Origin of the sequence: Enteractinococcus fodinae (assembly GCF_031458395.1) — a bacterium.
In the GTDB taxonomy this organism is placed as follows: Bacteria; Actinomycetota; Actinomycetes; order Actinomycetales; family Micrococcaceae; genus Yaniella; species Yaniella fodinae.
This window is the reverse complement of record NZ_JAVDYJ010000001.1, coordinates 2713556-2736432: the sequence shown is the minus strand read 5'-3', so window position 1 is coordinate 2736432 and position 22877 is coordinate 2713556. Positions and strand designations below refer to the sequence as shown.

General features: G+C 57.1%; 22 protein-coding genes. 12 read left to right on the top strand and 10 right to left on the bottom strand.

Annotated elements, in window-relative coordinates; all coding sequences use genetic code 11:
• Positions 1–82: 82 nt before the first annotated feature.
• The gene (locus tag J2S62_RS12830; RefSeq protein ID WP_310175365.1) at positions 83–1057 is read left to right on the top strand and encodes an NAD(P)H-dependent flavin oxidoreductase; all 975 of its coding nucleotides are present in this window, start codon (positions 83–85) and stop codon (positions 1055–1057) included.
• Between the two features lie 56 nt (positions 1058–1113).
• Here J2S62_RS12830 and J2S62_RS12825 read toward each other — a convergent pair whose 3' ends face one another.
• The 5 genes from J2S62_RS12825 to J2S62_RS12805 all read right to left on the bottom strand — a co-directional run bounded on the left by J2S62_RS12825 (position 1114) and on the right by J2S62_RS12805 (position 8475).
• A complete protein-coding gene (locus J2S62_RS12825) occupies positions 1114–3177 on the bottom strand; it encodes a DUF262 domain-containing protein (RefSeq protein ID WP_310175364.1) in 2064 nt (687 codons plus the stop codon).
• Entirely contained in the window at positions 3174–4676 is a 1503-nt protein-coding gene (locus J2S62_RS12820) for a DUF262 domain-containing protein (protein ID WP_310175362.1), read from the bottom strand. The genes J2S62_RS12825 and J2S62_RS12820 overlap by 4 nt, the downstream gene beginning before the upstream one ends.
• A gap of 103 nt (positions 4677–4779) precedes the next feature.
• Complete coding sequence (locus tag J2S62_RS12815; protein WP_310175359.1) at positions 4780–5106, bottom strand: type II toxin-antitoxin system RelE/ParE family toxin; 327 nt, start codon at positions 5104–5106, stop codon at positions 4780–4782.
• Entirely contained in the window at positions 5103–5342 is a 240-nt protein-coding gene (locus tag J2S62_RS12810) for a ribbon-helix-helix domain-containing protein (RefSeq protein WP_310175357.1), read from the bottom strand. Before J2S62_RS12810 ends, J2S62_RS12815 begins: the two co-directional genes overlap by 4 nt.
• Before the next feature lie 193 nt (positions 5343–5535).
• Positions 5536–8475: an ExeM/NucH family extracellular endonuclease gene (locus J2S62_RS12805; RefSeq protein WP_310175355.1), complete on the bottom strand. Its 2940-nt coding sequence runs from the start codon at positions 8473–8475 to the stop codon at positions 5536–5538.
• A 287-nt stretch (positions 8476–8762) separates the two neighbouring features.
• Here J2S62_RS12805 and J2S62_RS12800 point away from each other — a divergent pair, with 287 nt between their 5' ends.
• A complete protein-coding gene (locus tag J2S62_RS12800) occupies positions 8763–9074 on the top strand; it encodes a response regulator (RefSeq protein ID WP_310175353.1) in 312 nt (103 codons plus the stop codon).
• 55 nt (positions 9075–9129) lie between these two features.
• On the opposite strand, the gene J2S62_RS12795 is transcribed toward J2S62_RS12800, so the two are convergent.
• Positions 9130–10035 carry an undecaprenyl-diphosphate phosphatase gene (locus J2S62_RS12795; RefSeq protein WP_310175351.1) on the bottom strand — a complete coding sequence of 302 codons (906 nt, stop codon included), beginning with the start codon at positions 10033–10035 and terminating at the stop codon, positions 9130–9132.
• A gap of 211 nt (positions 10036–10246) precedes the next feature.
• Between J2S62_RS12795 and J2S62_RS12790 the strand changes: the two genes are divergently transcribed.
• The 6 genes from J2S62_RS12790 (at position 10247) to phnE (J2S62_RS12765) (ending at position 15439) form a co-directional block, all read left to right on the top strand.
• Positions 10247–10429, top strand: coding sequence for a hypothetical protein (locus J2S62_RS12790; RefSeq protein WP_310175349.1), 183 nt, complete (start codon positions 10247–10249; stop codon positions 10427–10429).
• Positions 10430–10549: 120 nt separating this feature from the next.
• Positions 10550–11404, top strand: coding sequence for an HAD family hydrolase (locus J2S62_RS12785; protein ID WP_310175347.1), 855 nt, complete (start codon positions 10550–10552; stop codon positions 11402–11404).
• A 148-nt stretch (positions 11405–11552) separates the two neighbouring features.
• A complete protein-coding gene (phnD, locus tag J2S62_RS12780; RefSeq protein WP_310175345.1) occupies positions 11553–12581 on the top strand; it encodes a phosphate/phosphite/phosphonate ABC transporter substrate-binding protein in 1029 nt (342 codons plus the stop codon).
• A 28-nt stretch (positions 12582–12609) separates the two neighbouring features.
• Positions 12610–13419, top strand: a complete 810-nt coding sequence (phnC, locus tag J2S62_RS12775) for a phosphonate ABC transporter ATP-binding protein (protein ID WP_310175343.1) — start codon at positions 12610–12612, stop codon at positions 13417–13419.
• Entirely contained in the window at positions 13416–14456 is a 1041-nt protein-coding gene (gene phnE / locus J2S62_RS12770; protein ID WP_310175341.1) for a phosphonate ABC transporter, permease protein PhnE, read from the top strand. The genes phnC and phnE (J2S62_RS12770) overlap by 4 nt, the downstream gene beginning before the upstream one ends.
• A complete protein-coding gene (gene phnE, locus J2S62_RS12765) occupies positions 14453–15439 on the top strand; it encodes a phosphonate ABC transporter, permease protein PhnE (protein ID WP_310175340.1) in 987 nt (328 codons plus the stop codon). Before phnE (J2S62_RS12770) ends, phnE (J2S62_RS12765) begins: the two co-directional genes overlap by 4 nt.
• Before the next feature lie 41 nt (positions 15440–15480).
• On the opposite strand, the gene J2S62_RS12760 is transcribed toward phnE (J2S62_RS12765), so the two are convergent.
• From J2S62_RS12760 to J2S62_RS12745, 4 genes are all read right to left on the bottom strand, one after another.
• Positions 15481–15969 carry a Gmad2 immunoglobulin-like domain-containing protein gene (locus J2S62_RS12760; protein ID WP_310175338.1) on the bottom strand — a complete coding sequence of 163 codons (489 nt, stop codon included), beginning with the start codon at positions 15967–15969 and terminating at the stop codon, positions 15481–15483.
• 239 nt (positions 15970–16208) lie between these two features.
• On the bottom strand, positions 16209–16646 hold the full coding sequence (locus J2S62_RS12755) for a universal stress protein (protein ID WP_310175336.1): 438 nt from the start codon (positions 16644–16646) through the stop codon (positions 16209–16211).
• Between the two features lie 152 nt (positions 16647–16798).
• A complete protein-coding gene (locus J2S62_RS12750; RefSeq protein WP_310175334.1) occupies positions 16799–17269 on the bottom strand; it encodes a universal stress protein in 471 nt (156 codons plus the stop codon).
• A gap of 134 nt (positions 17270–17403) precedes the next feature.
• Positions 17404–18198, bottom strand: coding sequence for a YwaF family protein (locus tag J2S62_RS12745; protein WP_310175332.1), 795 nt, complete (start codon positions 18196–18198; stop codon positions 17404–17406).
• Between the two features lie 121 nt (positions 18199–18319).
• On the opposite strand from J2S62_RS12745, the gene J2S62_RS12740 reads away from it, so the two are divergent.
• From J2S62_RS12740 to J2S62_RS12725, 4 genes are all read left to right on the top strand, one after another.
• Positions 18320–18997: a hypothetical protein gene (locus J2S62_RS12740; protein ID WP_310175330.1), complete on the top strand. Its 678-nt coding sequence runs from the start codon at positions 18320–18322 to the stop codon at positions 18995–18997.
• A 24-nt stretch (positions 18998–19021) separates the two neighbouring features.
• A complete protein-coding gene (locus J2S62_RS12735) occupies positions 19022–21478 on the top strand; it encodes an excinuclease ABC subunit UvrA (protein WP_310175328.1) in 2457 nt (818 codons plus the stop codon).
• Positions 21479–21597: 119 nt separating this feature from the next.
• Entirely contained in the window at positions 21598–21888 is a 291-nt protein-coding gene (locus J2S62_RS12730) for a hypothetical protein (protein WP_310175326.1), read from the top strand.
• Positions 21889–22023: 135 nt separating this feature from the next.
• Positions 22024–22830: a hypothetical protein gene (locus tag J2S62_RS12725; RefSeq protein ID WP_310175324.1), complete on the top strand. Its 807-nt coding sequence runs from the start codon at positions 22024–22026 to the stop codon at positions 22828–22830.
• Positions 22831–22877 lie beyond the last annotated feature (47 nt).

Here is a 22877-nt window from a genome sequence, read left to right as displayed (position 1 = left end):
CATCGACACAAGCCTGAAGCTTTTAACTTATCGCCAACGCATTGGAGTGACTGTGGTCAGCATCGAAAATATTCTATCTCAATTGAGGATTCCGGTTATCGCGTCTCCGCTGTTCCTTGCTTCTGGGATTGATCTGGTAAAAGCTCAGTGTCAGGCCGGTGTGGTCGGCTCGTTTCCGACGCTTAACGCACGACCCGTTTCGTTACTGGACGAGTGGTTTGCTGAGATCAAGGAATCCAACGAAGACTTTGCACGCAAGAACCCAGACATGCCGGTTGGCCCGATGGCAGCGAACCTGATCGTGCACAGAACTAACGACCGACTTGAGCAGGATATCGAGCTCGTCGTCAAGCATGAGGTGCCCGTTGTCATTACCTCCCTAGGCGCCCGAGAAGAAGTCTACGAGGCGGTGCATTCCTACGGCGGCGTCGTCTTCCACGACGTCATCAATAACCGTTTCGCCCACAAAGCCATCGAAAAAGGTGCCGACGCCCTGGTAGCGGTAGCCTCCGGCGCCGGGGGGCATGCTGGCACACTTTCACCATTCGCGCTGATCAGCGAGATTCGCGAATGGTTCGACGGTTATCTGGCGCTTTCGGGTGCGATCGCCAACGGTCGGTCAATCTTGGCTGCACAGGCAGCCGGGGCCGATTTCGGCTACATCGGCTCAGCATTCTTATCCACTCCAGAAGCCAACGTCGTCGAAGAACAGCGGCAAATGGTGCTCGACACGACCGCAGAAGACATCGTCTACACCAACCTGTTCACCGGCGTGCACGGAAACTATATGCGCGGATCCATCGAGGCAGCAGGGCTAGACCCGGAGAATCTTCCATCCTCCGACCCTTCGAAGATGAACTTCGGGTCCGGCGGAAATACGAAGGCCAAAGCCTGGCGCGACATCTGGGGCGCTGGCCAGGGCATTGGCACCATCCGGGAGCAACTGAGCACCCTCGAGCTCGTTATGCGATGGGAACGCGAGTACAAAGCGGCTGCCGCTGAGCTTGATGCCAAAGTCGCGTCTCAGCACAAGCCGGTCTCGTCCGTGACGCACTAAATGACCCTCGGCTCGGGCTGTCATCGATTGTTCACGACGACTGCCCGAGCTCAATCTCACTCTGGTAATTCAACCTGAACCACGCGCCTGAGCACCTCCCTCATCTCAGCCCCGTGCTGCCTGATGTGCGCCACATCCCAGGTTTGGCCCGTACCTTCAAGCTGATTTGTGGTCTCAGCCATGATCTGGAATTTCAGACTTTGATTCGTGGACAGATATTGGGCGACCTTGGCCCTTGGCATCAGGTTATTTCGAGCCGAATTATCCGAGCGCGACATAATACAGAGGTTGCCGAAGTGGTCGACGTCGCTCTGGGGAAGCGGCCGGTGTTGCTGAGATTCATCAGGTGCTACCGGATAGAAGTGCTCCACTGAGGTGCGGTAACGGAAACTGAAGCTTCGAGCGTGTTCTTTGATTGCGGCGACGACCTGTGGGTTGTCTACTTGACGAGCAAACGGGTGCTCTTTGAACGTCCCTTGAAGCCAGAGAACGTAATCGAGGAAATTGAAAATAAAGTTCGACACTTGCGTGCCTTGATGCAGGTTGTCGCCCAGACCCAACGCTTGCAGCCTTTGCTGAGCCGAATGCTCTAACTGTTGGGCAAGGCCCTCGGCGGATACCTGGCCTTGAGCTTCATGGTCATGTAGCCACTTGAGGGTCTGGAAAAGAAAATACTTGGACGCTCGTCGAGTATCGGTTACCTGGAACATCGCCTGAAGCATGAGCACCCGGCTGCCAGAAGAAGTCTGATCTTCATCGTCATGTGAGGTGTCGCTGGAACTAAACGTATTCCTTGCGCTCAATTGCCGTTTCACTGAGACAGAGCTATATTTATGAGCTCGGTGGATGACCCAGTTTTCATCATCATTGCCAGCCAATCCGGGTTGAGTCCGAATCACAAAGGTATCCAGAAGGTACCGAGTCCTCAGCAGCAACCAGGCGAAGTCGCGCACCCAGTCTGCGTCTGCTTGCGGCAGGACTTTATCGAATTCCTCGAGAAGATACTTGTCTTCTAGGCGGATTTCTTGCAATGAGCCGTGGTCGGGATCGTCCCACGAAAATCGCTCGCCCTGTTTGATCTTCAAGACGTGCAGCAGAAAGTTGGGAAAGTCGATAATCGAGCCATAGGATCCGGCATCTTCGTCCCCCGCAGGCTCAAGAGATAACTCATCGGCGCTGGCATCTTCAGTGAGTATGTCCATCAGACTGACCTCGCCGGTTGCCTCATCTGTCGTATGTGAGTCTTGGAGATGGGCAAAAAGGGTTTCGCTGTCTTCCGGGACGAACGTGTTCCAGTTGGTGCCGAAGAGATGTGCTCGTTCTGACGTGGCAGAGAACTGCACTTGGATGTGCCGATTCAGATGCTTACACGCATCCCAGATCCGGGACAGGGTGGCCTGATCGTCCTGGCTTGGCAGTTTTTCAATGAGCCGAGCCTTCAGGATCTCGTGTTTTTCAAGTTGTTCTCCTCGGGTGTTCATGACCTCGAAATAATGATTCAGATCTGTGTTCGGAGGTAACTGAGTGCGCACGATTCTTACGTTATGAAGAAGATACTGTAAATCCTCGGCGCTGAAGATGATTTCCGAACTATGATCTGGTGTGTTCGAATTATCGGCCGTTGTGCGGTGTGCGGCGGTGTAGATGAGCTCTGCAGCGTGGGTGATCCCGTCAGTGGTTAGCAGTCCTCTGCCCTTAGCACCGTCGCGGGCGAGACGTTTCAAATCTTCTTGTGAACGTTCGCGACCTTCAAATCGTAATTTATCTCGGAGGACCTCGGCCCAGTACGTATCTTCCGGGTTGAACAGACGTGGGACGATTGATAAGAGAATGAATAGCGTGGTCAGACGTTGTTGGCCGTCGATGACCTCGAAGATGGTTTCATCATTATTGTGGAGCGTATTGACCACCAGAGATCCCAGATAATAGTCGCGCACCGGGCCATGGGCTCCATTTTTAAGCCGGGCATCTCGAATATCCCGCAGGAGGGTATGAATTTCTGAAGCTGTCCACGCATAGGCACGTTGGTAGATAGGAATACGGTAGGTTTCTTGACCGAAGATCTGCGCAACTGTGAGTTTGTCTAAACCTTGATCCATGGTGGTTGATGGGATGGTCATACCGTTGGCTCCTTTGGGACAGACGAGAAAAGCCTTTGAAAGGGCGTGTTCAGCGCGCCGATCTTTTCTGCGGGCACCGTGGGGTCCTGGATAGTCAAAATTTCGTCGGGGGACTGGGCTTGTGCGATTTTAGCGAAGAGGTTCTCGTGACCTAGGCCTGCCCGGGAGTGCCCGAACAGCGCGTGGTTATTGATCGATTTCTTATTGACCCGTTGGAGGTGCACTCGCAGTAGGTATGCACGTTGTGCGAGTTTGTCGGCCGCCTCTCCGACCTCGTGCCAACCGAACCGGTCCACATAGGCCAACAGCAGGCAGTCGAAGAGCTCCCGGATGTAGCGGTTTCCGGTACCAGCAGGAAGCCCCTCGAGTTTTTCGAGAATATTCTGAAGTTCTGGGGCCGTTTGAGTAGCAGGCGACCCGGAATCCTGTGCCAAAGTACCGTTGATGCCTGCTTTGCGGGTTTCGGCGATGTAGTGGTCCACCATCCGGAAGAACATCTCACCGTCTATGACCGGTTGCAGGATCTGAAACGGGAATTCAAATTCTTCAATCACACCATACTGACGCAACGTTGCATTGGTAGCACGATACTGATCGACCGTTGCCTTGGCCATCAGTGCCATGTGAGCCCACCGATACTGCGTATTACCTTGCCGGATGCCTTTGAACAGATCGACATGCTCGGCGGTGAACCCGGTTTCTGGGACGGGTTCATTGGCTGTCCAGCGTTTGACGGGAAACAGCACCGCGGCAAAGAGATGTTCGATTTCCTCGGGCTCAAGAGCATCCCACCGGCGCACCGTCTCAAGGATCGCTTCGCGAGAGGGATCGGTCTGACTAAATTCGCGCAGGTGGTGGGCTTTCAGCAAGTCGGTCGGATACAACGCTCTTCCTCGGGTGTTTTGGGAGTCGAAGAGTTGAAATGCTGAATCGAGGTCTTTGACCTCCATAACCACTACAGAGCATTCTTTGAGAAAGAATTCCGTGAAGTCGCTGAGCTCTTGAGTGGACCACGTCTTCACGACCTGGAACAGATGCTCGTAGTTGGTCCGGAGGTTGGCTTCGCTTTTACCATCCCGTCGTCTCGGGATGGAGATATTCTGTACCCGGGCGAGCAGTGGCTCGGAGAGCGCCTGGTCGAGCTCTTCTGACCGGGTTGAAAGCGCCATAATGATGAGCCCGAACGTTAGATACCGCTGCTGCCCATCAACGATGTTCAGCACGCGCTTCCCGTCTTGCGCGCCGTGGTCGACACTGTCTGCTGGGTCTGCTTCGTTGAGGATGAATGTCCCGAGACGATAGTGTCCTGCGGTACGGAAATGCTGAATATCGGAGACGAGCTGACGGACGTTTTTGACAGACCAGGTATAGGGACGCTGGTAGGCCGGGATGCGAAGATCCTGTCGGAGTATGTTGCCCACCGTGCTGATGTAGGCCTCGAATTGCTCGCGATCTTCAGTGGCGGCGTGACGGTGTGTGATGGTTTGCTGAATACTCACGTTGTCATGCTCTCATAACCTTGTGTGTCTCATGTTGTGAGCAGGGGTTGTTCTGGTAGCTCATTCCGGTCATAACGGAGCCTACATTGGCGCCGGGGTGCGCCTAAACTTCATCTTCTGAGAATCGGGCGGGGATATCCCGGGCAGTGTGAAGTACACGGAGAATACGTATGGTGTCGCCCTGTGCCGTGTAAAAAACAATATAAGGGAAGCGCGGCAAGGAAAGAGAACGTAGCTCGGGAATATTTGTTTCCATAGCGAAGCGGGTCGAGCCCAGATAAGGGTGTTCGGAGAGCAGTCCTTTGGCTTGTTCCAGTTCATCGATAAGGTTCATGGCGGTTTCTGCTACGCCTTGATGAAGGTAATGCCCGATTGCGGTATTGATATCCGCGTCAGCTTGCTGGGTTGTTAGGACACGCCGTGGAGTCACGCTGCCCCAGAGTGACGAATCCGGGCACGCAGCCGCTCAAAATAGTTTTCGTCCATGTCGGAACCAATCCCGGATTCCATGCCCTGAACTACCAATTCGCGCAGCTGAGTGCGGTCCTGCTCGCGCCGGATCAGTTCCCGCAAGAATTCACTATTTGAGACGTAACCGTGCTTGTCGACTTGTGCCTCGACGAACTCTTTGAGTTCGTCTGGCAGCGATACATTCATAGTTGCCATAGGTCCATAGTAGGGCGATTGGCAAAGTTTGTCATCGGGTATGTGAGTGCATGCTGCGATGTCGCCCGTTCCTCTTCCGCCGATGGCCTGGCGTGGTCGGAAAATCGGAAAGTTCTGCCCCGGAGACACAATGGCCTCCGGGGCAGAGGTGATATTTGCTTGTTAGGAACTTATCACCGTGAGGCGTCGAACCTTACCGATTTGGGCTATTCGATTTGCCCTTCCCATTCGAACCGTTGCCTGAGTTTTTCAGGTTTGGGACAACTTCAAATGACCCGTCGAGGACTTCGTCAGCACCGTAGGAGACCTCAACTCCGTAGGTGCCCATCGGAGGACCATTCGAGATGGAATTGTCACGAGTCACGAGCAATTCTGCTATGCCACCACCGCTAGCGATCACGGTGTGTTCAGCTGAGCCATTACGACCCTGACGAGAAATCTCGAAAGTCACTTCCTGACCGACTTCCAGACCGTCTACGCGCAGCAATACGCCACGATCTGTACCACTGTTGCCGTTGGCGACGAAGTCTTGGACGGCAATGCGCTCGGACTCGATGGTCAGTTCAGGCTCGGTTACCTCAGGATCTTCTGGATCAGTTGGCTCTTCAGGTTCCGTTGGTTCTTCGGGTTCGGTAGGTTCCTCTGGATCCGTCGGTTCCTCGTCATCACTGGCGGTCAATGACAGGCCGAAGATCACCGGGTCGTGGTCCGAAGCGCGGTACGGGCCTGGCTCGTAAATGTCCTGCTGTGCAGGTTGCTTGAACCGGGTGGTGTAATCGAAGATTGGCACCTCGTCCGAGTTCGCGTGCCAGGATGCTGCACCGGTAATGAACGGCATGAGTTCTTCGCCGGCCATAATGTAGTCGAGGTAGCCCAACTGTCCGTCGAAGACGTAGGAGTAGGCTTCTTCGCCATCAAAGTGCTCGCGCAGGTCGACGTAGCCGCCTTCTTCGAGCGTGGTGATCGGCGCTTCTTGGTCATAGGCGTTCAGATCACCGGTGATCACCGGATTCGGCATGTCTTTGGCGTCTATCCAATCGACCATAGCTGCAGCTGCGGCGGTACGCTCAGCATCGCACGAGCCGACCAGGTGAGTGTTGTCGCCTTCGCTGCCGCACTCGGAACCCTTGGACTTCAGGTGGTTGGTGACTACGGTGAACTCACCGAGCTCTTCGCCGGTGCCCTCAGCGTCTGCAACGGGAGCGAAGGTCTGTGCCAGGGCGGGACGGTGGCGAGCGGTGTCGAAGCGTTCATCAACGGTTTCGTCGAGTACTTGGAAGTCACCGACTGGTTCGACGTTGTCGTGCTGGAAGATGATCGCGGTGGTGATCTCATCGGTGCCCAGCATGCCGGTTTCGAGTGCGGAGTACCGCTCTTCACCGGCGCGGTCGTTGAGCGCATTAACCAGGGTGTTCACAGCGACATCGTCGTTGTTTTCAATTTCCATCAGGCCCAGCACGTCGGCGTCCATCTCAATGATGGCTGAGACGATCTTGGCTTCCTGACGTTCGAACTCTTCGGCGTTGTTGGCGCCGCGTGAGCCCATGGTGGTGAAGTAATTCAGCACGTTGAACGCTGCCACCGAAACATCGCCACCAACCTCGGGTACCTCAGGGCGTTCGAGGTTCGGGATGTGTTCGGCGCCTTCGGTCTGCTGGATCTTCCACTCATCGAAGCGGTAGTCGAGCACGCCGGTGATATCGCGGAAGGTGTCGCCGCCGCGGAAGTAATTGTCAACGGTGAATTCTTCACCATTGAGGTGCATGGCTGGATCGGGGTTCTGATCTGAGCGACGATCATCAATCTTGATCCGGTTGGCCATGTTCGATGCATAGAGCGCTTCAGCTTCTGCCGACTCAGGGGAGTGGATCGCGGTTGGCTGGAACTGGCGTTCCGGCCCAACAACGGTCTCGCCGTAGCGGCCGAACTGGTACGTCTCCAAAACGACGGCTTCGGCGACGTTCACACGCATGGATTCCATGCCAGCGAAGTCAGTTTCATCGATGGGGAAGGTGAAATCAATTGGTTCTGGCAGCGGTGCTTCACCACATTCGGTGATGTCGCGGGCGCGGATCTGCGTCATGTCGTAGTGCTCACCGGCCTGGCCTTCAACGGCCACGAGCGTGCCGGGTTCGGGCGCGGTGCTGCCAGCTTCGTAAATGAAGATGCCTTCGGAGGTGGCGGGGTTGCCGTCGTATTGTTCTGCTTGCTGCTGGATGTAGAAGCCGTTTTGCGAACCGGAGTTATTCGAGAAGTCCCCGGTGACGACACCCTGGACGGTGACCGTCTCGCCGGCCATATCGGTGCCCTGGCCTTCGCCCTGAATTTCGGAGATGAGCGTGAAGTCAGCCTCGCAAATCTCGCCCGGCTCGGCTGGAGCAGGATCGGTGGGGGCAGGATCCGATGGTTCTGGTTCGGTCGGCTCTGGTGCCGGTTCGTTGTCGTCGTCTTCGCCAGTGAACACCTCGTTGGCGGTACCCGGGGTGTTCCAGGCTTCAAACTCGCCACGTGGTGCATCGGCGGCACGGTCGTGATCTAAGCCGGCGCCGTTGAACGCGTTGGGCACCCAGTTATCTGAGGCATCCGGGATGCGGCTGGCCCCACCGAGGATACCGGTGTACTCGTCGAATTGGCTGGCGGACAGTTCCGTACCCCAGGCCATTGCACCGGAACGTCCGTCGTTGATGCCGACAACATCCAAGATCTCTACGCCATCGGGCGCTTCGAGTTCGCCGTCGAGATCTTCGTCGAGTGCTGTGCCGGTCGAGACGGCACCGTCAACCAGCGCGATGGTCAGTGCGGCGTTTTGCAGGCCGTTGGTAGGGGTGGTCAGCAGTAGGCGGCCATCCTCATCGACGCTCTGGTCGCCCAGCGGATACGAATGGACCGCGGTGCCCTGGTTGCTGTTTTGGTCGCCTTCGATACCGACGACATGCAGGTCGGAGGTGTCATAGTTCTCGGGGACCAAGACTTCGACGTATTCGAGCATGTCGACGCCGGCGGTGTCCGTCACGAACTCGTTGATGATGGGTTCATCGACGGGGTTGGCGTGGGCAGCGGGGACGCCCACCAGCGCGGTTGCGCTGACTGCCGCGACGGTGCACGTGACCGTCAATTGAAATCGCGTACGCATAGGTTTACTTCCTCAAAGGGTGTGGGGACAGCGATCACCCTAGGCCTTAAAAGTTCCTCCAGGACACGAGAGCGTAAACAGCCGGTGAATCTTGTGACCAGTAGTAACCCGGTGCCTTCGTCACCTTCTGGGAAATCTACACTCAGCGAGATTCGGGTGACCTGACCATGCACAGCAGGGGTTCTCCGAGTGGGTCTTTCCACAACGTCAGTCCTTGACCCTCCACGGTGGCCATCGGCATCTTAGAATGCATGGCGTAAGAAGTAGTCATGCGGCACAATGGAGGTATGTATATGTCAGCCGAGGCGATTTCTCTCATACTCGTGGCTGCCGGTGTGTTGATAACCCTTGGCGGTGGCTTCGTCGCCGGGCTGGCGTGGCTGCTCCGCCGCATAGATGAACTCATGGAGAAAATGGATCAACGCTTCGACAAGGTGGACGAGCGCTTCGCCAAGGTGGATCAACGTTTCGATAAGGTGGACGAGCGCTTCGACAAAGTGGATGAGCAGATGAACGGTGTCCGGGCTGAATTAAATGAAGTGAAGGTTGCTGTGGCACGTCTCGAAGGCCCTCCACCACGATTAATCTTTCCGCGGTGAGGCTTCGTGCATATCGGGGCTAACAGTCAGTTCGCATGGCCGGTGACCAGAGGATTCAGGCGGTTTGTTCTTCGTGCACCGGCACTTCGTCAACCACCGGCGGTTCACTGAAATCGGGTTGGACGATCAGCGTAACCACCGCAAGGACCACCACGTAGATAGCAAAGATGCGGAAATAGCCGCGGTAGAGCAGTTTCAGCACCATCCACAACGCTCCGGCCCCCACGACGGTCGCGACGACAAAAGCCCACAGGTAGGCATCCCATCCCACCGTCAAGCCACCTTCATGCTCTCGGAGCGACAGGGATTGCACGCCGGTAGCCGCCACGATGGTGGGGATTGCCACGAAGAAACTGTATTGTGCGGCGATCTTGCGGTGCATACCCAGTGCAAGGGCTGCGGCAATGGTCAGCCCGGAACGGCTCAGCCCGGGAAACAGCGCGGCCGCCTGTGCGAGTCCGATGACGATGGCCACCATCAGGGTCATTTGTGCGGCACCACGCCACGTGTCGGTCACCGAGTCGGTCCACCAGAGGATCACCCCGGTGACCAGCAGTAAGAGGGAAACCGCCCACGGGGTCGCAAACACTTCGGTGCCGAATTCGCGAATCACCAGGCCCAACACGCCGGTGACAGCGGTGGTGATGAGCCCGAGCACGATCAGTTTCAGGTGAATGAGGTGGCGCAGCGTGCGTCGGCGGCGCAACAGGGAAAGTTCGCGTACGGTGCCGGAAATGAGACGGACCAGCGGTTTTCGCATCACGAGCACAACGGAGACCATCGTGCCGAGATGCACCACGAGGTTGAAGAAGATCATCTCGGGGGTATCTGGCGAGGGAACCGACGATCCTCCGGCTGCCAGCCAGTGTTGGGTCAGCACCAGATGGGATGAGGAGCTCACCGGGATGAACATGAACAATCCCTGGATGGCGCCCAGTAGTATCGCTTCTGCTACTGTCACTGTGCTGCGTCCAGGAATCGTGGTGAGCGGAAGCTGTGGCGAGCGTCCAGCTTGTGGAAGATCGCCTCTGTTGTCGTGACCATGGGGGCCAAACTAACACGACGTATCAGCAGTCGAAGCAATGTGTATGGGGCATATTCCGTGAACTGCACCGGCCTTCAAGATTCAATGGCGCACAGAGTTGATCATGCGGCACAATGGGAGCATGGACATGTCTGTTGAACTGAGTGCGATTGTCTTCTGCGCAGTCGGCTTTGTGATAATACTCGGCGGGATTATCTTCGCTGGTCTGACATGGTTCCTCCGGCGCATGGAGGCGCGTTTCGAGAAAGTGTACCAACGGTTCGACCAGCTCGAGCAGCGTTTCGACGAATGGGATGAGAAAGTAGCCTGAGCTTTCACAGCATCCAGATGGCGCATTTACAATATCCCTAGACAGCGCGGCGTTTTTGATGGGAACGTAGGGACGTATTCGATTGTGGCGCGGTCGCTGAGCCGAGTGAAGAGGAATCCAATGGCGCAAGAGATGGTAATTGTTCACGAGGCACAGCGTTGGGACGGGTTCCAACTCGTCGTCTTCGATTTTGACGGCACGCTGTGCCTGGGTGATGACCCGGTGCTCACCTACGCGCAACGTGTGGATGAGGCGCTCGCAGAACGCAGCGTCTCCGACAATGGAACAAAAGGTCACCCTACGTCGCGCCGTGTCAGCGTCCGAGAGGCTGTGCAGCGAGGGTTAGATGCAGGGGACCTGAACGTCCCAGAAATCCGGTTTGATGATGATGGCTATCCAGTCGACATTGCCGGTCGCACCGATATGGCGCTGTGGCCGCTGCAGGATGGCTATCAACTGGTGCAACTCCTCGGCTTGCAAGCGGGACTGACGAGCGTAGATACCCATGCTGCGTTTCGAGCTTCCCGGACCCAGCTTTTGGACCACGGGCTGGCCACCAGTGATGTCCACGCCCCAGACGGGGCGGACGAGATTATCAGCCAGTTGCAGGAGGAGGCGGCGGTCGTCCTCATTACCAACAGTCCCGCCGAGAACTTTGACGTGTGGCTAACCCAGCTCGGATTGGAATACCACTTCGATCTGATCATCAACTCCGCCAAGAAACCCACCGGCATGGCGGCAGCCGTCGACCACGCACGAACCACCCTTCAGCACGAGGGCGAGGCCATTCCGATGGAAGCGGTGGTCTCCATCGGCGATATTTGGGGCAACGATCTAGCCTACGTGCACGAACACGGTGGCCACACGATCCTGATCGATCGGTTTTCAACGGGACTGGGCACCCCGGATCATCGAGTCCAGGACGCGGCTAGCGCGCTGGCGTTGCTACACCACCAGAAAGCCACGTCAAAGTGAACTAAAGAACTAACGGATGAACACTGGGTGACAAGTGCGCAAAAAGGTGCATTCTAAGTTGTAGTGCCTTGTTGAACCTCCTTACATTGGGTGCGGTAGTTGTCGTTTGAACTTCCGAAACATCACACACTTTTGAGGAGTACTTTCCATGCGCGCCAAAATGAAATCGATGTTCGCCGTGGCCGGTATCGCCGCACTGGCGATGACCGGTTGCGTGTCTGACACCGAAGATGATGCCAATGCCGGAACCAACGGTGAAACCACTGAAGACACCGCAGGCGGATCGGATGAACCCTTAGTCTTGGGTCTGGTGCCATCACAGGATTCGGCTCAGCTTGTTGAGGACGGGGAACGCCTGGCCGACCTGCTGGCCGAAGAACTTGACCGCGATGTTGAAGCCTACGTTTCAGACAACTACGCCGGACTGGTTACCGCGATGCAGACCGGTCAGGCGCACATCGGGATGTTCGGTCCCATCGCGCTGGTGCAGGCCGTTGATCAGGCCGATGCCGATGTCGTCCTGCAGGCCGTCCGCTACGGTTCTGACACCTACGTGACCCAGTGGTTCACCAACGATCCGGACACCTACTGTCTCGATGAACCCGTCATGGGCACCTCGGCAGGCGGCGAGCACGAAATGCTGTTCTGCAACGGCACCGACGAAGCCTCCGAAGGCCCAATCGGCGAAGAAGCACTCGAACTGATCGAAGCCGGCGACACCATCTCGTTCGTCGACGAAGGCTCCGCATCCGGGTACTACTACCCAGCCACGCAGCTGCAACAGCTTTCCGGACTGGACCCGTTTTCCGACATTGACGCCCAGTTCGCCGGTGGCCACCCGAACTCCGTACTCAACGTCTTCAACGGCGAGATCTCCGTGGGCGTCAGCTACGACGACGCTCGCCAAGACGTCTACGAAGAAGAAGAAACCGTGGGCGAAGAAGTTGTGGTCTTCGGATACTCCGAGTCCATCCCGAACGACGGCGTGGCCGTTGCGGGAGACCTGACCGACGAAGAACAGCAAGCCATCACCGATGCGTTCATGGCACTGACCGAAACCGAAGAAGGCCTGACCGCACTCGACGAGGTCTACGGCATCGAAGACCTGACCGAGGCCAACCTTGATGCACTGGATGCCGCGCGTGATGTTGCCGCGAACTTCGGCGACGAAGAATAAATCGTAAAACCGCTGCTCCACAACCCGCTTGCCCGATGAACAGGTCCACAAGATGATCCAATTCGAAAACGTTGACGTCGTGTATCCCAATGGGTTCCAGGGACTCAGAAACGTCAACTTACGCATCAACCCTGGCGAATTCGTCGTCATTGTGGGCCTGTCCGGGGCAGGCAAATCCACCCTGGTCCGCACTATCAACGGCCTGGTGCCCTACACCGCAGGGAAACTGACCGTCCACGACGAGGTCGTCAACCCAGCATCCCGGACCGGGATCCGTCGCCTCCGCTCAAAGATCGGGATGATCTTCCAGTCGTTTAATCTGGTCAACCGTATCTCAGTGTTATCCAATGTGTTGGTGGGGCGATCCTCGTATCTATCGACCTGGCGATCGCTGCTGGGTTGGTACCGGCCCGAGGATAAAGACATCGCGTTCCGGTCCCTGGAACGGGTTGGAATCGTCGAAAAGGCTTACGTTCGAGCCTCATCGTTATCCGGGGGCCAGCAACAGCGCGTGGCCATCGCCCGCGTGCTAGCCCAAGACCCGAGTGTCATCCTCGCCGATGAACCGGTGGCTTCTTTAGATCCACCCACAGCACACATGGTGCTGCAGGACCTCAAACGCATTAACCAAGAGCTCGGCATCACCACGATCGTCAATCTGCACCACCTCGATATGGCTCGCCGGTACGCCGACCGAGTCATCGGGATGCGCGCCGGGGAAGTCGTGTTCGATGGCACGGTTGACGAAGCCACCGACACTGCCATCGAAGAGATTTATCAACGCTCGTTGACCGCTGACGATGTGGTCGCTGACGCGGTGTTGGATGAGACGCCATGAGCAGTCTGAAAACCTCCACCGAGCCGAACATGACACGACGTGATGCGCAGCGTTCGCCCGGGGGCGCGAAGCAATGGCCCGAGAAGCCGCGCCCAGCAGCCAGTAGCTACCTGTTGCTGATCGTCGCAGGCCTCGCTTTGGCACTGTTCTTCTTCGCCTCTGCGACCTCCACGCTCGTGGTCGACTTCGGGCTCGCCCGTGTGCCGCTGTACCCGCTGATTGGAACAGCCCTGGTGGCTCTCATCATCCTGGTCGGCTGGGTCAGCCGCACCTCAGCGATGCCAGTGCTCGGTGCGATGGTCGCCCTGGGTGTCACCTGGTGGGCCGGTTCCGGTATCGGGTTTACCCTTGCGCCATTGTGGGAAGACCTGCACCGAGCAGCCCCGGTGCTTGAAGGATTCCTCAACCCGAACTGGGGGTTCATCTGGCGGGTGTGGGACTCCTGGGTAGCGACCATCGCCATGGCCATCGTGGCCTCTGCTATCGGATGCGCCATCGGATTGCTCTTAGCGTTAGGCGCCTCCCCGGTATCCAGCCCCACCGGCTGGTTCTCCCAGGTCCTCAAAGCGATCAACTCGGTCATCCGCTCCATCCCGGACGTCGGCTATGGCCTGTTGTTTGTCGCAATGCTGGGCGGTACCGCTTCGGGTGGGGGACCGCTGGCCGGAATCATGGCGCTGACCCTGTTCAACATGGGCGTGGTCGCCAAGCTGACCTCTGAATCCATCGACGCCGTTTCCCCGGGGCCACTTGAAGCCGCAGATGCTTCAGGCGCATCACTGATCCAGCGCAACCGGGTCGCCGTACTGCCGCAAATCTTACCCAGCTATTTTTCCTACAGTCTCTACGTATTTGAACTCAACATCCGCTCCTCGGTGGTGCTGGGCATCGTTGGAGCCGGTGGGATCGGTTCGGTCATCTCAGTCCAGCTCTCTCGGTTCGCCTACGACAACATCGCCGCCATTATCGTCGCACTGATCCTGGTCGTGCTGCTCGTGGACTTCATCTCGTTGCAAATCCGCCGGAGGTTAACATGAGCCACCACGAACCCGGCGCCCAATCGCGCACCACGCAAACCACCAAATACACGCCGGATCGGCTTGATCAGCGGCCGGTCAAACCATCCAAAACCGGGTACAACATCGGCATGCTGGCCTTCGGGATCCTGTTCATCGCGGCACTGTCGGCCTCGGGTGCGAACTTCTCCCGCCTGGCCGAATTCCCCGCGAACTTCTTGAACTACTCGGTCCTGATGACCCAGGGCGTCTTCCAGCCGCTGACCGAAGAGGTTATCTCACACTGGCAGGCCGCATTAGACGGCATGTTGGAATCGGTGATGATCGCTTGGATCGGAACGCTCGTCGGCGCGCTGTTCTCACTCCCGATGGGCGTGCTCGCGGCTCGTAACCTCACACCGTTACCGATCTATGTGGTCGTGCGCTTCATCCTGTCGATGATCCGCGCCGTACCTGAGATCATCTTCGCTATTGCCCTGATGCTCCCAATCTTCGGACTGGGCCCCCTAGCTGGTGCCCTGGCACTAGGGGTCTCTTCGATCGGTACGCTATCGAAACTGATCTCTGAGGCCATTGAAGCCGTCGATGACGGGCCGCTCGAGTCGGCGAGCGCGGCCGGTGCAAATAAGACGCAAATGATCCGCTGGGCCATCCTGCCCCAGGTCATGCCAGAAGTCATAGCTATCTGGCTCTACCGGTTTGAAGTCAACATCCGAGCATCAGCCATCCTCGGGGTCCTAGGTGCCGGTGGAATCGGTTCGCTACTATCCGCACTATTCAACGTACGCGCCTGGGACCGGATCGGCATCACGCTGGTGGTCATCGTGGTGGTGACTGTCATGATCGACCAGATTTCAGCGTGGATCCGCCACCGCGTCATCCACGGTGCGCCGGGCAAGCCTGATCACGATGATGACGACCAGACCGGCCCACAAAGACCGCAACCTGCAGCGACCGTGCCAGAACTTGGCACGGAACCGCCGTCACCTCGTGTGCCCGGCTAAACGCCTCACCAAGATGCCGCTAGTTCCAGAGAGCGCAGCGGTTAGCTGCGTGGCACCCGGATGAGGTCACCCACCTGAATGAGGTTCGGGTTGGTGATCGAAGGATTTGCGGCCAGTAGGCGGTGGTAGAGGTTCCCATTGCCATAGTGTTGCTGGGCGATGCGCCACAGTGTCTCACCGCTTTGCACTACGTGTTCAAAGTAGTTGGTGTACCCCGGCACTATTTCTGCGCCAAGAATGACCGGAACGACTATGAGATCCCGCGGAGAACCATCCTTGGGCGACTCATGGAAGACCTCGATGTACGCCACGACGTGTTTGAACGCGGCTGCAGCGACATCGGCAACGATCTGGAATTGGCTATGCCCACCGGTCCCGTCGCCGGCCATGAAGTGACCTTCGACCTCATCATGACCTTCGCTGATCCGGTAATTGAAGTTCGCTTCAAAGGCCCCACCGGCGGTGCCGGCGATCTGGATGCTATTGCTGACGATGTCGTAGGGCTGCGGCTGTTGAACATTGATGCTCATGATGACTCCTACAGCAGTGCTGTGGGAGTCTCGCCGAAACCGAGCCCGGCGCCTCACGGACGTTGACGGCCATTATCCCTAGTGGCACCGCCGGTGGCGAGCTGCTCCCAAAAGCGGTTGCGAAATACACATCAGACGATGGTGAAGTCATCATCACACGAGGGTCAGGACACGTCAACGCCCCGCTCGGGGAGGGAGTTTCAGTCCTGGTACCGACGGGCTAGCCCGTCACAGGGCCCTTATGCTGGGCGGGTATTGGCCACGTAGATATCACAACTGGCATTCGCTGCGACGCTTCGCGCGATGCTGCCAAGAATACGTGTGGGACCCTGCACTCGTTTGTTGCCCACCACAATGAGGAGGGCGTCAAGGCGCTCTGCTTCACTGACCAACGCATCAGCGGGCGTGTCATTGACGACGGAGGTGGTGACTTCTAAATTGGAGATCTCGGCTCGTACGCGCTCTGCAGCTTCGGCAACGAAACCTTCAGCCTCGTCTTGGAGACTGATGACCATTCTGCCGCCTTCACCGTCGGCCAATTGGCGTTGTTCTCCGGGCCCATATGCAGACACGATGTGAAGTGATGCCTGAAATGCCACGGCCACTTCGGCGGCACGTTGCGCCGCTCGTGTTGCGGTCTCACTGCCATCGACACCGGTAACGACAATATTGGCCATCAAATCTCCTTCATAAGATTTTGTTCGAACGCCAGACTCAAGGCACTGGATGCATGTGCAACCCAGACCCCTTAGTACTCTAGCGCTGCTGGCAGCTGGGGGAGAACCGGTTCCGCTGGCAACGGTGAGTCAGCAATACGTTCCGGTGTCGGCTATCGGGTATGCGCAATGTACAAATCGGTTGTGATATGGCGCGCCACTGCGGTGGCCACGCTGCCGAGCATCCGCCTGGCACCCTGGACGTGCTTATTGCCGACTACAACAAATCGCGCATCCAGCTTTTGAGCTTCCTCTATGAGCGCGTCGGCAGGGGACTTATGTATGCCCTTGGAAGTGATGTTGAGATCAGGGAACTTTTGGCGCAAGATTTCGGCAACTGCATCTGCCGTCTGCTGGGTAGCGCGATTGTGGTCATCTATTTCTTTTTGATAAGTCGTCATCTCGACCAGGGCGGTGGGGTCTCCAGCGAGCCGTCCCATGCGGGGTGACGATATCTGCTTGGGATCCGAAGCAGAGATAACGTGAAGATCACAGTTCAAGTCTGTCGCGAGCGACGCGGCAACTTCTGCAGCCTTTGTAGCTGTCTCACTTCCGTCGACGCCGGTGATGATAATGTTCTGCACAGTGCTCCTTCGGGTGGATTTCCACCGGTCAACAATCTTTTTGAGCGATGGCTACAGGCGATCGTTTGAGTAGGTCGGCCGCTTGGGATCACACGCCGGGCCGAGAAGTTAAAGCCGCGAAGTTAAAGAGCACATTACACCACCGTTGTGTCGTACGTAACATCTCGCGTATAGGTCGCCGGCTTCCGGCGTACGGTGGCCCAACGGTCGACGACTGGAGCGCGTCGTGCCGTGTTGGTTTGCCATGGCAAGGTCATCAATGCCCACACCACGGCGATAATGACGGCCTCCCAGAAAATGTAGATCGGCCAGGGGCCCAGCAGATCAAGGATTGAAGGCCCGTCGGGGCCACGGCTGAGATACCCGTAGTTCGCGCCGGTGATCGCATTGGCGACGACCGCGATGCCAGCCCACACCACGGTGGCCAAATAGGTGACGCCATAGCCGCGCCAGGTCGGACGATAGCCAAGTCCCCAGACAAAAAGGATCGGTACGACAAACGCGACGATGTGTAGAAACCAGTAGACCATAAACTCGAGGACGGGATAGTCGAAGTAGTTCAGGTCGGGGGTAATGATCGACTGCAGGTTCAGCGTTAGCCCCCAGAAATAACAGATGGCTATGGCCCATCCGGCGCGCGTGATCAAGGCGACCGCGGTAATGAGCCGTAGCGCGTCGGAGTAGTGGAATGGCAAGGACTGGTCGATATTCCAGTTGCCGGGAAGCATGCCCCAGATCGTCCACGCGATGGTCACGGTGAGCATGATCCATCCGCCGATGCGCAGCAAGCGGTCTTCCATATCGGTGCCGCGTATCCGCCGCCCTACGATAATAACTGCGATCGACACAACAATGGTAAGTGCCAAGATTGAAAGATGCTCGGGGCCGTACTGCGGCATGCGTCCGATTGGTTCAACAGCATTACCCATGCTCACATTGTAAACTTGGCCGATTGAATTCTTGATGAACAGGTTGCGCGGCTCTGCTAGCCTCGATCTTGATCCCATGAAGCCTGTGGGATTGTGCTGTAGTGAGGGGTCACGACATCTGATGGTTGAACCAGGAAATCTAGGACGCGGCGCCGGGTTTGCGGCTGGCGCAGCAAGCGGTGCTATGCAGCGTCGGCTCCGCACGATGAGTACCCACCCCGAGGACCCACGGGTGTTTTCGCAGTCCAAGATCCTGCTGATGTTTGGGCTGCCACTGAGCGTGTTGTCGACACTGATCATGCCCATGTTTATTAGTGATTACCTGGCAAGCTCCGATCGTGACCTCTTTGCGTTCTTCCTCCCCGTCCTCCTGCTCGTGGTGTCATACTCGTTTGTGTTGCACGCATTTTTCCGTCGGTTTGGGGTGGACCGCGACAAGGTGTGGACACGCTTTGGGAAAGTGTTCTACCGGCAAGTTCGGTTCGTGGAAATCGAACGACTCGATGTCGGAGTCAATCGGTTCAAGCTCTATGCACATGGCACCAAGGTCAATATCGACTACAACCGTTTCGACTATTCGCTGGTGTATATCCGGTTACTGGAAGAACTTCAGTACCGGCGGTTCAAACTCCAAAAGGTGGAGATCAATGATCCAGATTGGGAAGTAGCCGCTCAAACCCACCGCCATATGCTTGCCACCAAGGTTTATCAGTCACACCAAGCGTTCTATGATGCAAATCCAGCGGAATTCGCGCGGCTCGAGGCCCTCATGCAGCCACCGAAGACGTATGTGAAATAGCCCCACATCACTAGACTGGCGAACGTGACCACCCCACAGGCTACTTCTCACCCGACACATATTCATGTGCGCGGTGCCCGCGTTAATAACCTGCAAAACATCGACGTCGATATCCCATTGAACCAACTGGTCGGCATCGTCGGTGTTTCGGGTTCCGGGAAATCCTCGCTGGCGATGGGCACGTTGTATGCCGAAGGGTCCCGTCGGTACCTCGAAGCGCTATCGACGTATACGCGCCGCAGGATGGCAGCCACCGCAAGAGCAGCTGTCGATTCGGTCAGTCATATCCCACCTGCCCTAGCCCTGCGGCAACGCCCGGGGACAGCCGGGGTGCGTTCCACGTTTGGAACGTCAACTGAGCTGCTCAACGTGGTGCGTTTGATCTTCTCCCGACTGGCCGAGCACCGGTGCCCGCACTGCGGCATGTACGCTGAACCAACCATCAAGGTTGCGCTCGAACAGCCCATCAGATGTACACAATGCGACAATGACTTCGACCCTCCTGGAGCCGAAGAACTCGCATTCAACTCAGAGGGTGCCTGTCCAGCATGTGCTGGTACCGGCATCACCAGACAAGTTGATGAAACCAGCCTGGTACCAGATCCAACCAAAACCATCGACGACGGAGCGGTCGCTCCCTGGAATCAGTTCGGGTTCAACGTCCAACCGCAGATTGTGGCTGAGTTCGGGGTCCGCACAGATGTACCCTTTCAGGAACTCACCGAAGACGAGCGGGAGATTGTCTTCCACGGTCCCGAAGAGAAGAAAGCCATTACCGTGACGTCTCGCAAGGGCGTTCACGATTTGGATTTCACCTTCCGCAATGTTTATCTAACGGTCACCAAGGAGCTCGAGCGGGCTACCGACGCCAAACGATTGCAGCGAGTCTCAAAGTTCTTAATCGAAAAGACCTGCCCAGACTGTGCGGGCACTCGACTCTCCGAACAGGCACGTCAGCCTCGGATCGGCGAGCATAACCTCGCCTCAGTCTCAGCACTTCCCTTAGCTGACCTACTCACCTGGGTTGCCAGCCTCCAGCTGCCTGAACAACTCACCGAATTGGGCCGCGAGCTGACCAAAACCCTGCAAGACATGGGCACACGGTTACTGCAACTGGGATTGGGGTACTTATCGCTTGACCGGACGACGAACACGCTCTCCAATGGCGAGCGGCAACGCGCTCAGTTAGCTCGAGCGGTGCGCAATGAAACCACCGGGGTGTTATATGTTCTGGATGAGCCTTCCATCGGGCTGCACCCGGCAAACATCGAAGGCTTAGTCGGCGTGATGCACGATCTGCTAGCCGGTGGCAATTCTGTGGTCTTTGTCGATCACGATGTCGCAGTCATTCAAGCAGCTGACTACCTGATTGAAATTGGGCCAGGCTCTGGAGCGCACGGCGGCACCATTCTCACCATGGGTAGACCGAAGGACCTCGCGGCAGCGACAGGTTCCGTGGTCGGTCCCCACCTGCAGAAGCCACAACCCATCGAACGTGAGCCTCGCGAACGAGCCGGGTGGATCAGCATGCAAACCCAGCCACTGCATACCGTCGAAGCACTGGATGTTCGTTTTCCTACCGGTGTGCTGACCGTGGTCACCGGTGTGTCAGGCTCGGGCAAAACCACATTGGTACTGGAATCACTAATCCCGGCGCTGAACGGTGCGAATCCTGAGCATGTGCAACACATCGCCGGCGATATCGACCGGGTGATCCGGGTGGACGCGTCACCCATTGGCATCAACGTCCGCTCAACGGTAGCAACCTATTCCGGCATCATGGACCAACTACGAACCGAATTCGCAAAGGTCAGTGATGATTACACCGCTGCGGATTTCTCCTACAACACCGGCTCGCTGAAATGTCCCGAGTGTGATGGCAATGGGCAGATTTCCCTGGATGCGCAGTTCTTGGCCGACATCGAGATGGCCTGCCCATCGTGTGAGGGCTCCCGGTATCGCCAGGAAGCCTCCAACGTGCAATTGGAAGGGCATTCGATGCCGGAGGTACTGGCATTGACTGCCCAGGAAGCCGCCGACCTGTTCGCCGACTATTCCCGAATAGCGCGCCGACTGAAGATCCTGATTGACCTGGGACTGGGGTACCTGACCTTGGGCGAAGCCACACCGGCACTGTCCGGTGGTGAAGCTCAACGCCTCAAATTATCGACCGAGCTGGGACGCAACCAGCAGGGCACGCTATTTGTCTTGGATGAGCCATCGGTTGGGCTGCATCCAGATGATGTCGCGGTGTTGGTCGGAGTGCTGGATCGCCTCCTTGAGCGCGGTGCGACGGTGATCGTCATCGAGCACGATTTAGACATCATTGCCGCCGCCGATTGGATCATTGATTTAGGCCCCGGCGGTGGCGCAGACGGGGGTCGTATCGTAGCCACGGGTACCCCTGGCGATGTCGCGGCTGCTGAGGCATCTCTGACTGGGAGATACCTCCGCCCGTATCTGGATCAGGTATCTTCATAAGTACTGATGACACATAAGAAAAGCGTCGAGTCGAAACCTTTGAAAGTGCAGCCCAAACGCGGGATGACCATTGCGCTCATTCTCGTCTTCGCTGTATTCGTCCCCGCATTCATGATCTTTTGCTGTTTGATCAACATGACCCGAAATGGGCCACCTGCGAAGTCATCAGCGCTGAGCCCTCGAAAGGACACCGGTTTAATGCTTCGGAGTGGCTCGTCGGTATCGAAACTGAAGATTGCGGACGCGTGGTGTATTCAGTGGGCGTCACCGAGGAGAACGTGGGGGAGCTCGCTTCCTCTTTTCAACGTGGAGCATATGATTTCGAATTCGGACTGTCCTCTCGAGCAGCGGCCCATGGTTGGTTACCATTAATGGCTGCTACTGCCCAGGATTACCGTTCATCGCAGTAAGCCGCTGGGCGAGCAGGACAGGGGAGCATGCACTGGTAATCTGGTGTGCGGTTAGTCGCCTGTTGAAAAACTTCTCATATACCGGGGGCAGCGTGGCGGCTACACTCCGTTTCTTTTGTAGAGGGTTATCACTAGGTGCACCATCGATTCGCAGATCGTCGCAACCTGCTGTTGGCGTTGCTAGTCGTGGCGGTTTTCTTTGCGCTCGCCGTGGTCGGACCGGTCTTTTTCTCTAAGCCGCCGCAGTTAGGCGCGCAGCTCATCGTCAGTGTTGTAGCCTTTCTAACTTTTGGCGTGCTCGCTGGGTTCCACGTTGCGCCGAACTCGAAGTACTCCGGATGGATTATCCTTGCGGTTTTTGTCCTCGGATACGGGGTGTTGTTTGTACTGCGCGATGGAGACTTTCGTCCGGACCAGCATTGGTTCATCATGAGTCCGCTGGGTTATATCGCTGGTGCATTGGCGCTGGGCAACCCGGATGGGCTGAAACGTCAGTCCCGAGAAGTCACCACTCGAAACGATGAAGCAGCAACAGCACATATGAACGATCAGTTTGAGGCAGCACCCCTATATCTCGGCGAGGTATGCTTTCGACAAAGCGTTCGAACTCGAAATCGGCTGTTCGGTCAGAAACCGAAGATCATACCGATGGTAAACGCCTCCACCGCAGGACATGAGATGGAATTCGATTTCTTAGACATCTACGAGCTGACGGCCGGCCCTATTTTGATTGACGCGATCTCCGCGACCCCGCCCGGAGACTATTTCTTGGCGTCACCGACCCTGATCCCACCCAGTAGCGCCGTGGGCACCAGCCTGCAGAACGTTCGCTTCAATGACAACAGCCTGCTACTGCTCCACGGGAGCAACATCCTCGCAGAGTTCTCGCCAGCTCAGCAAGCTGACCTGCTTGCATGGCTCCGAGACATTGGACGAAACTGATCCACGCTCTACGAAGCTGTTTGAAGGACAAAGGGTAGAGGGCGCAA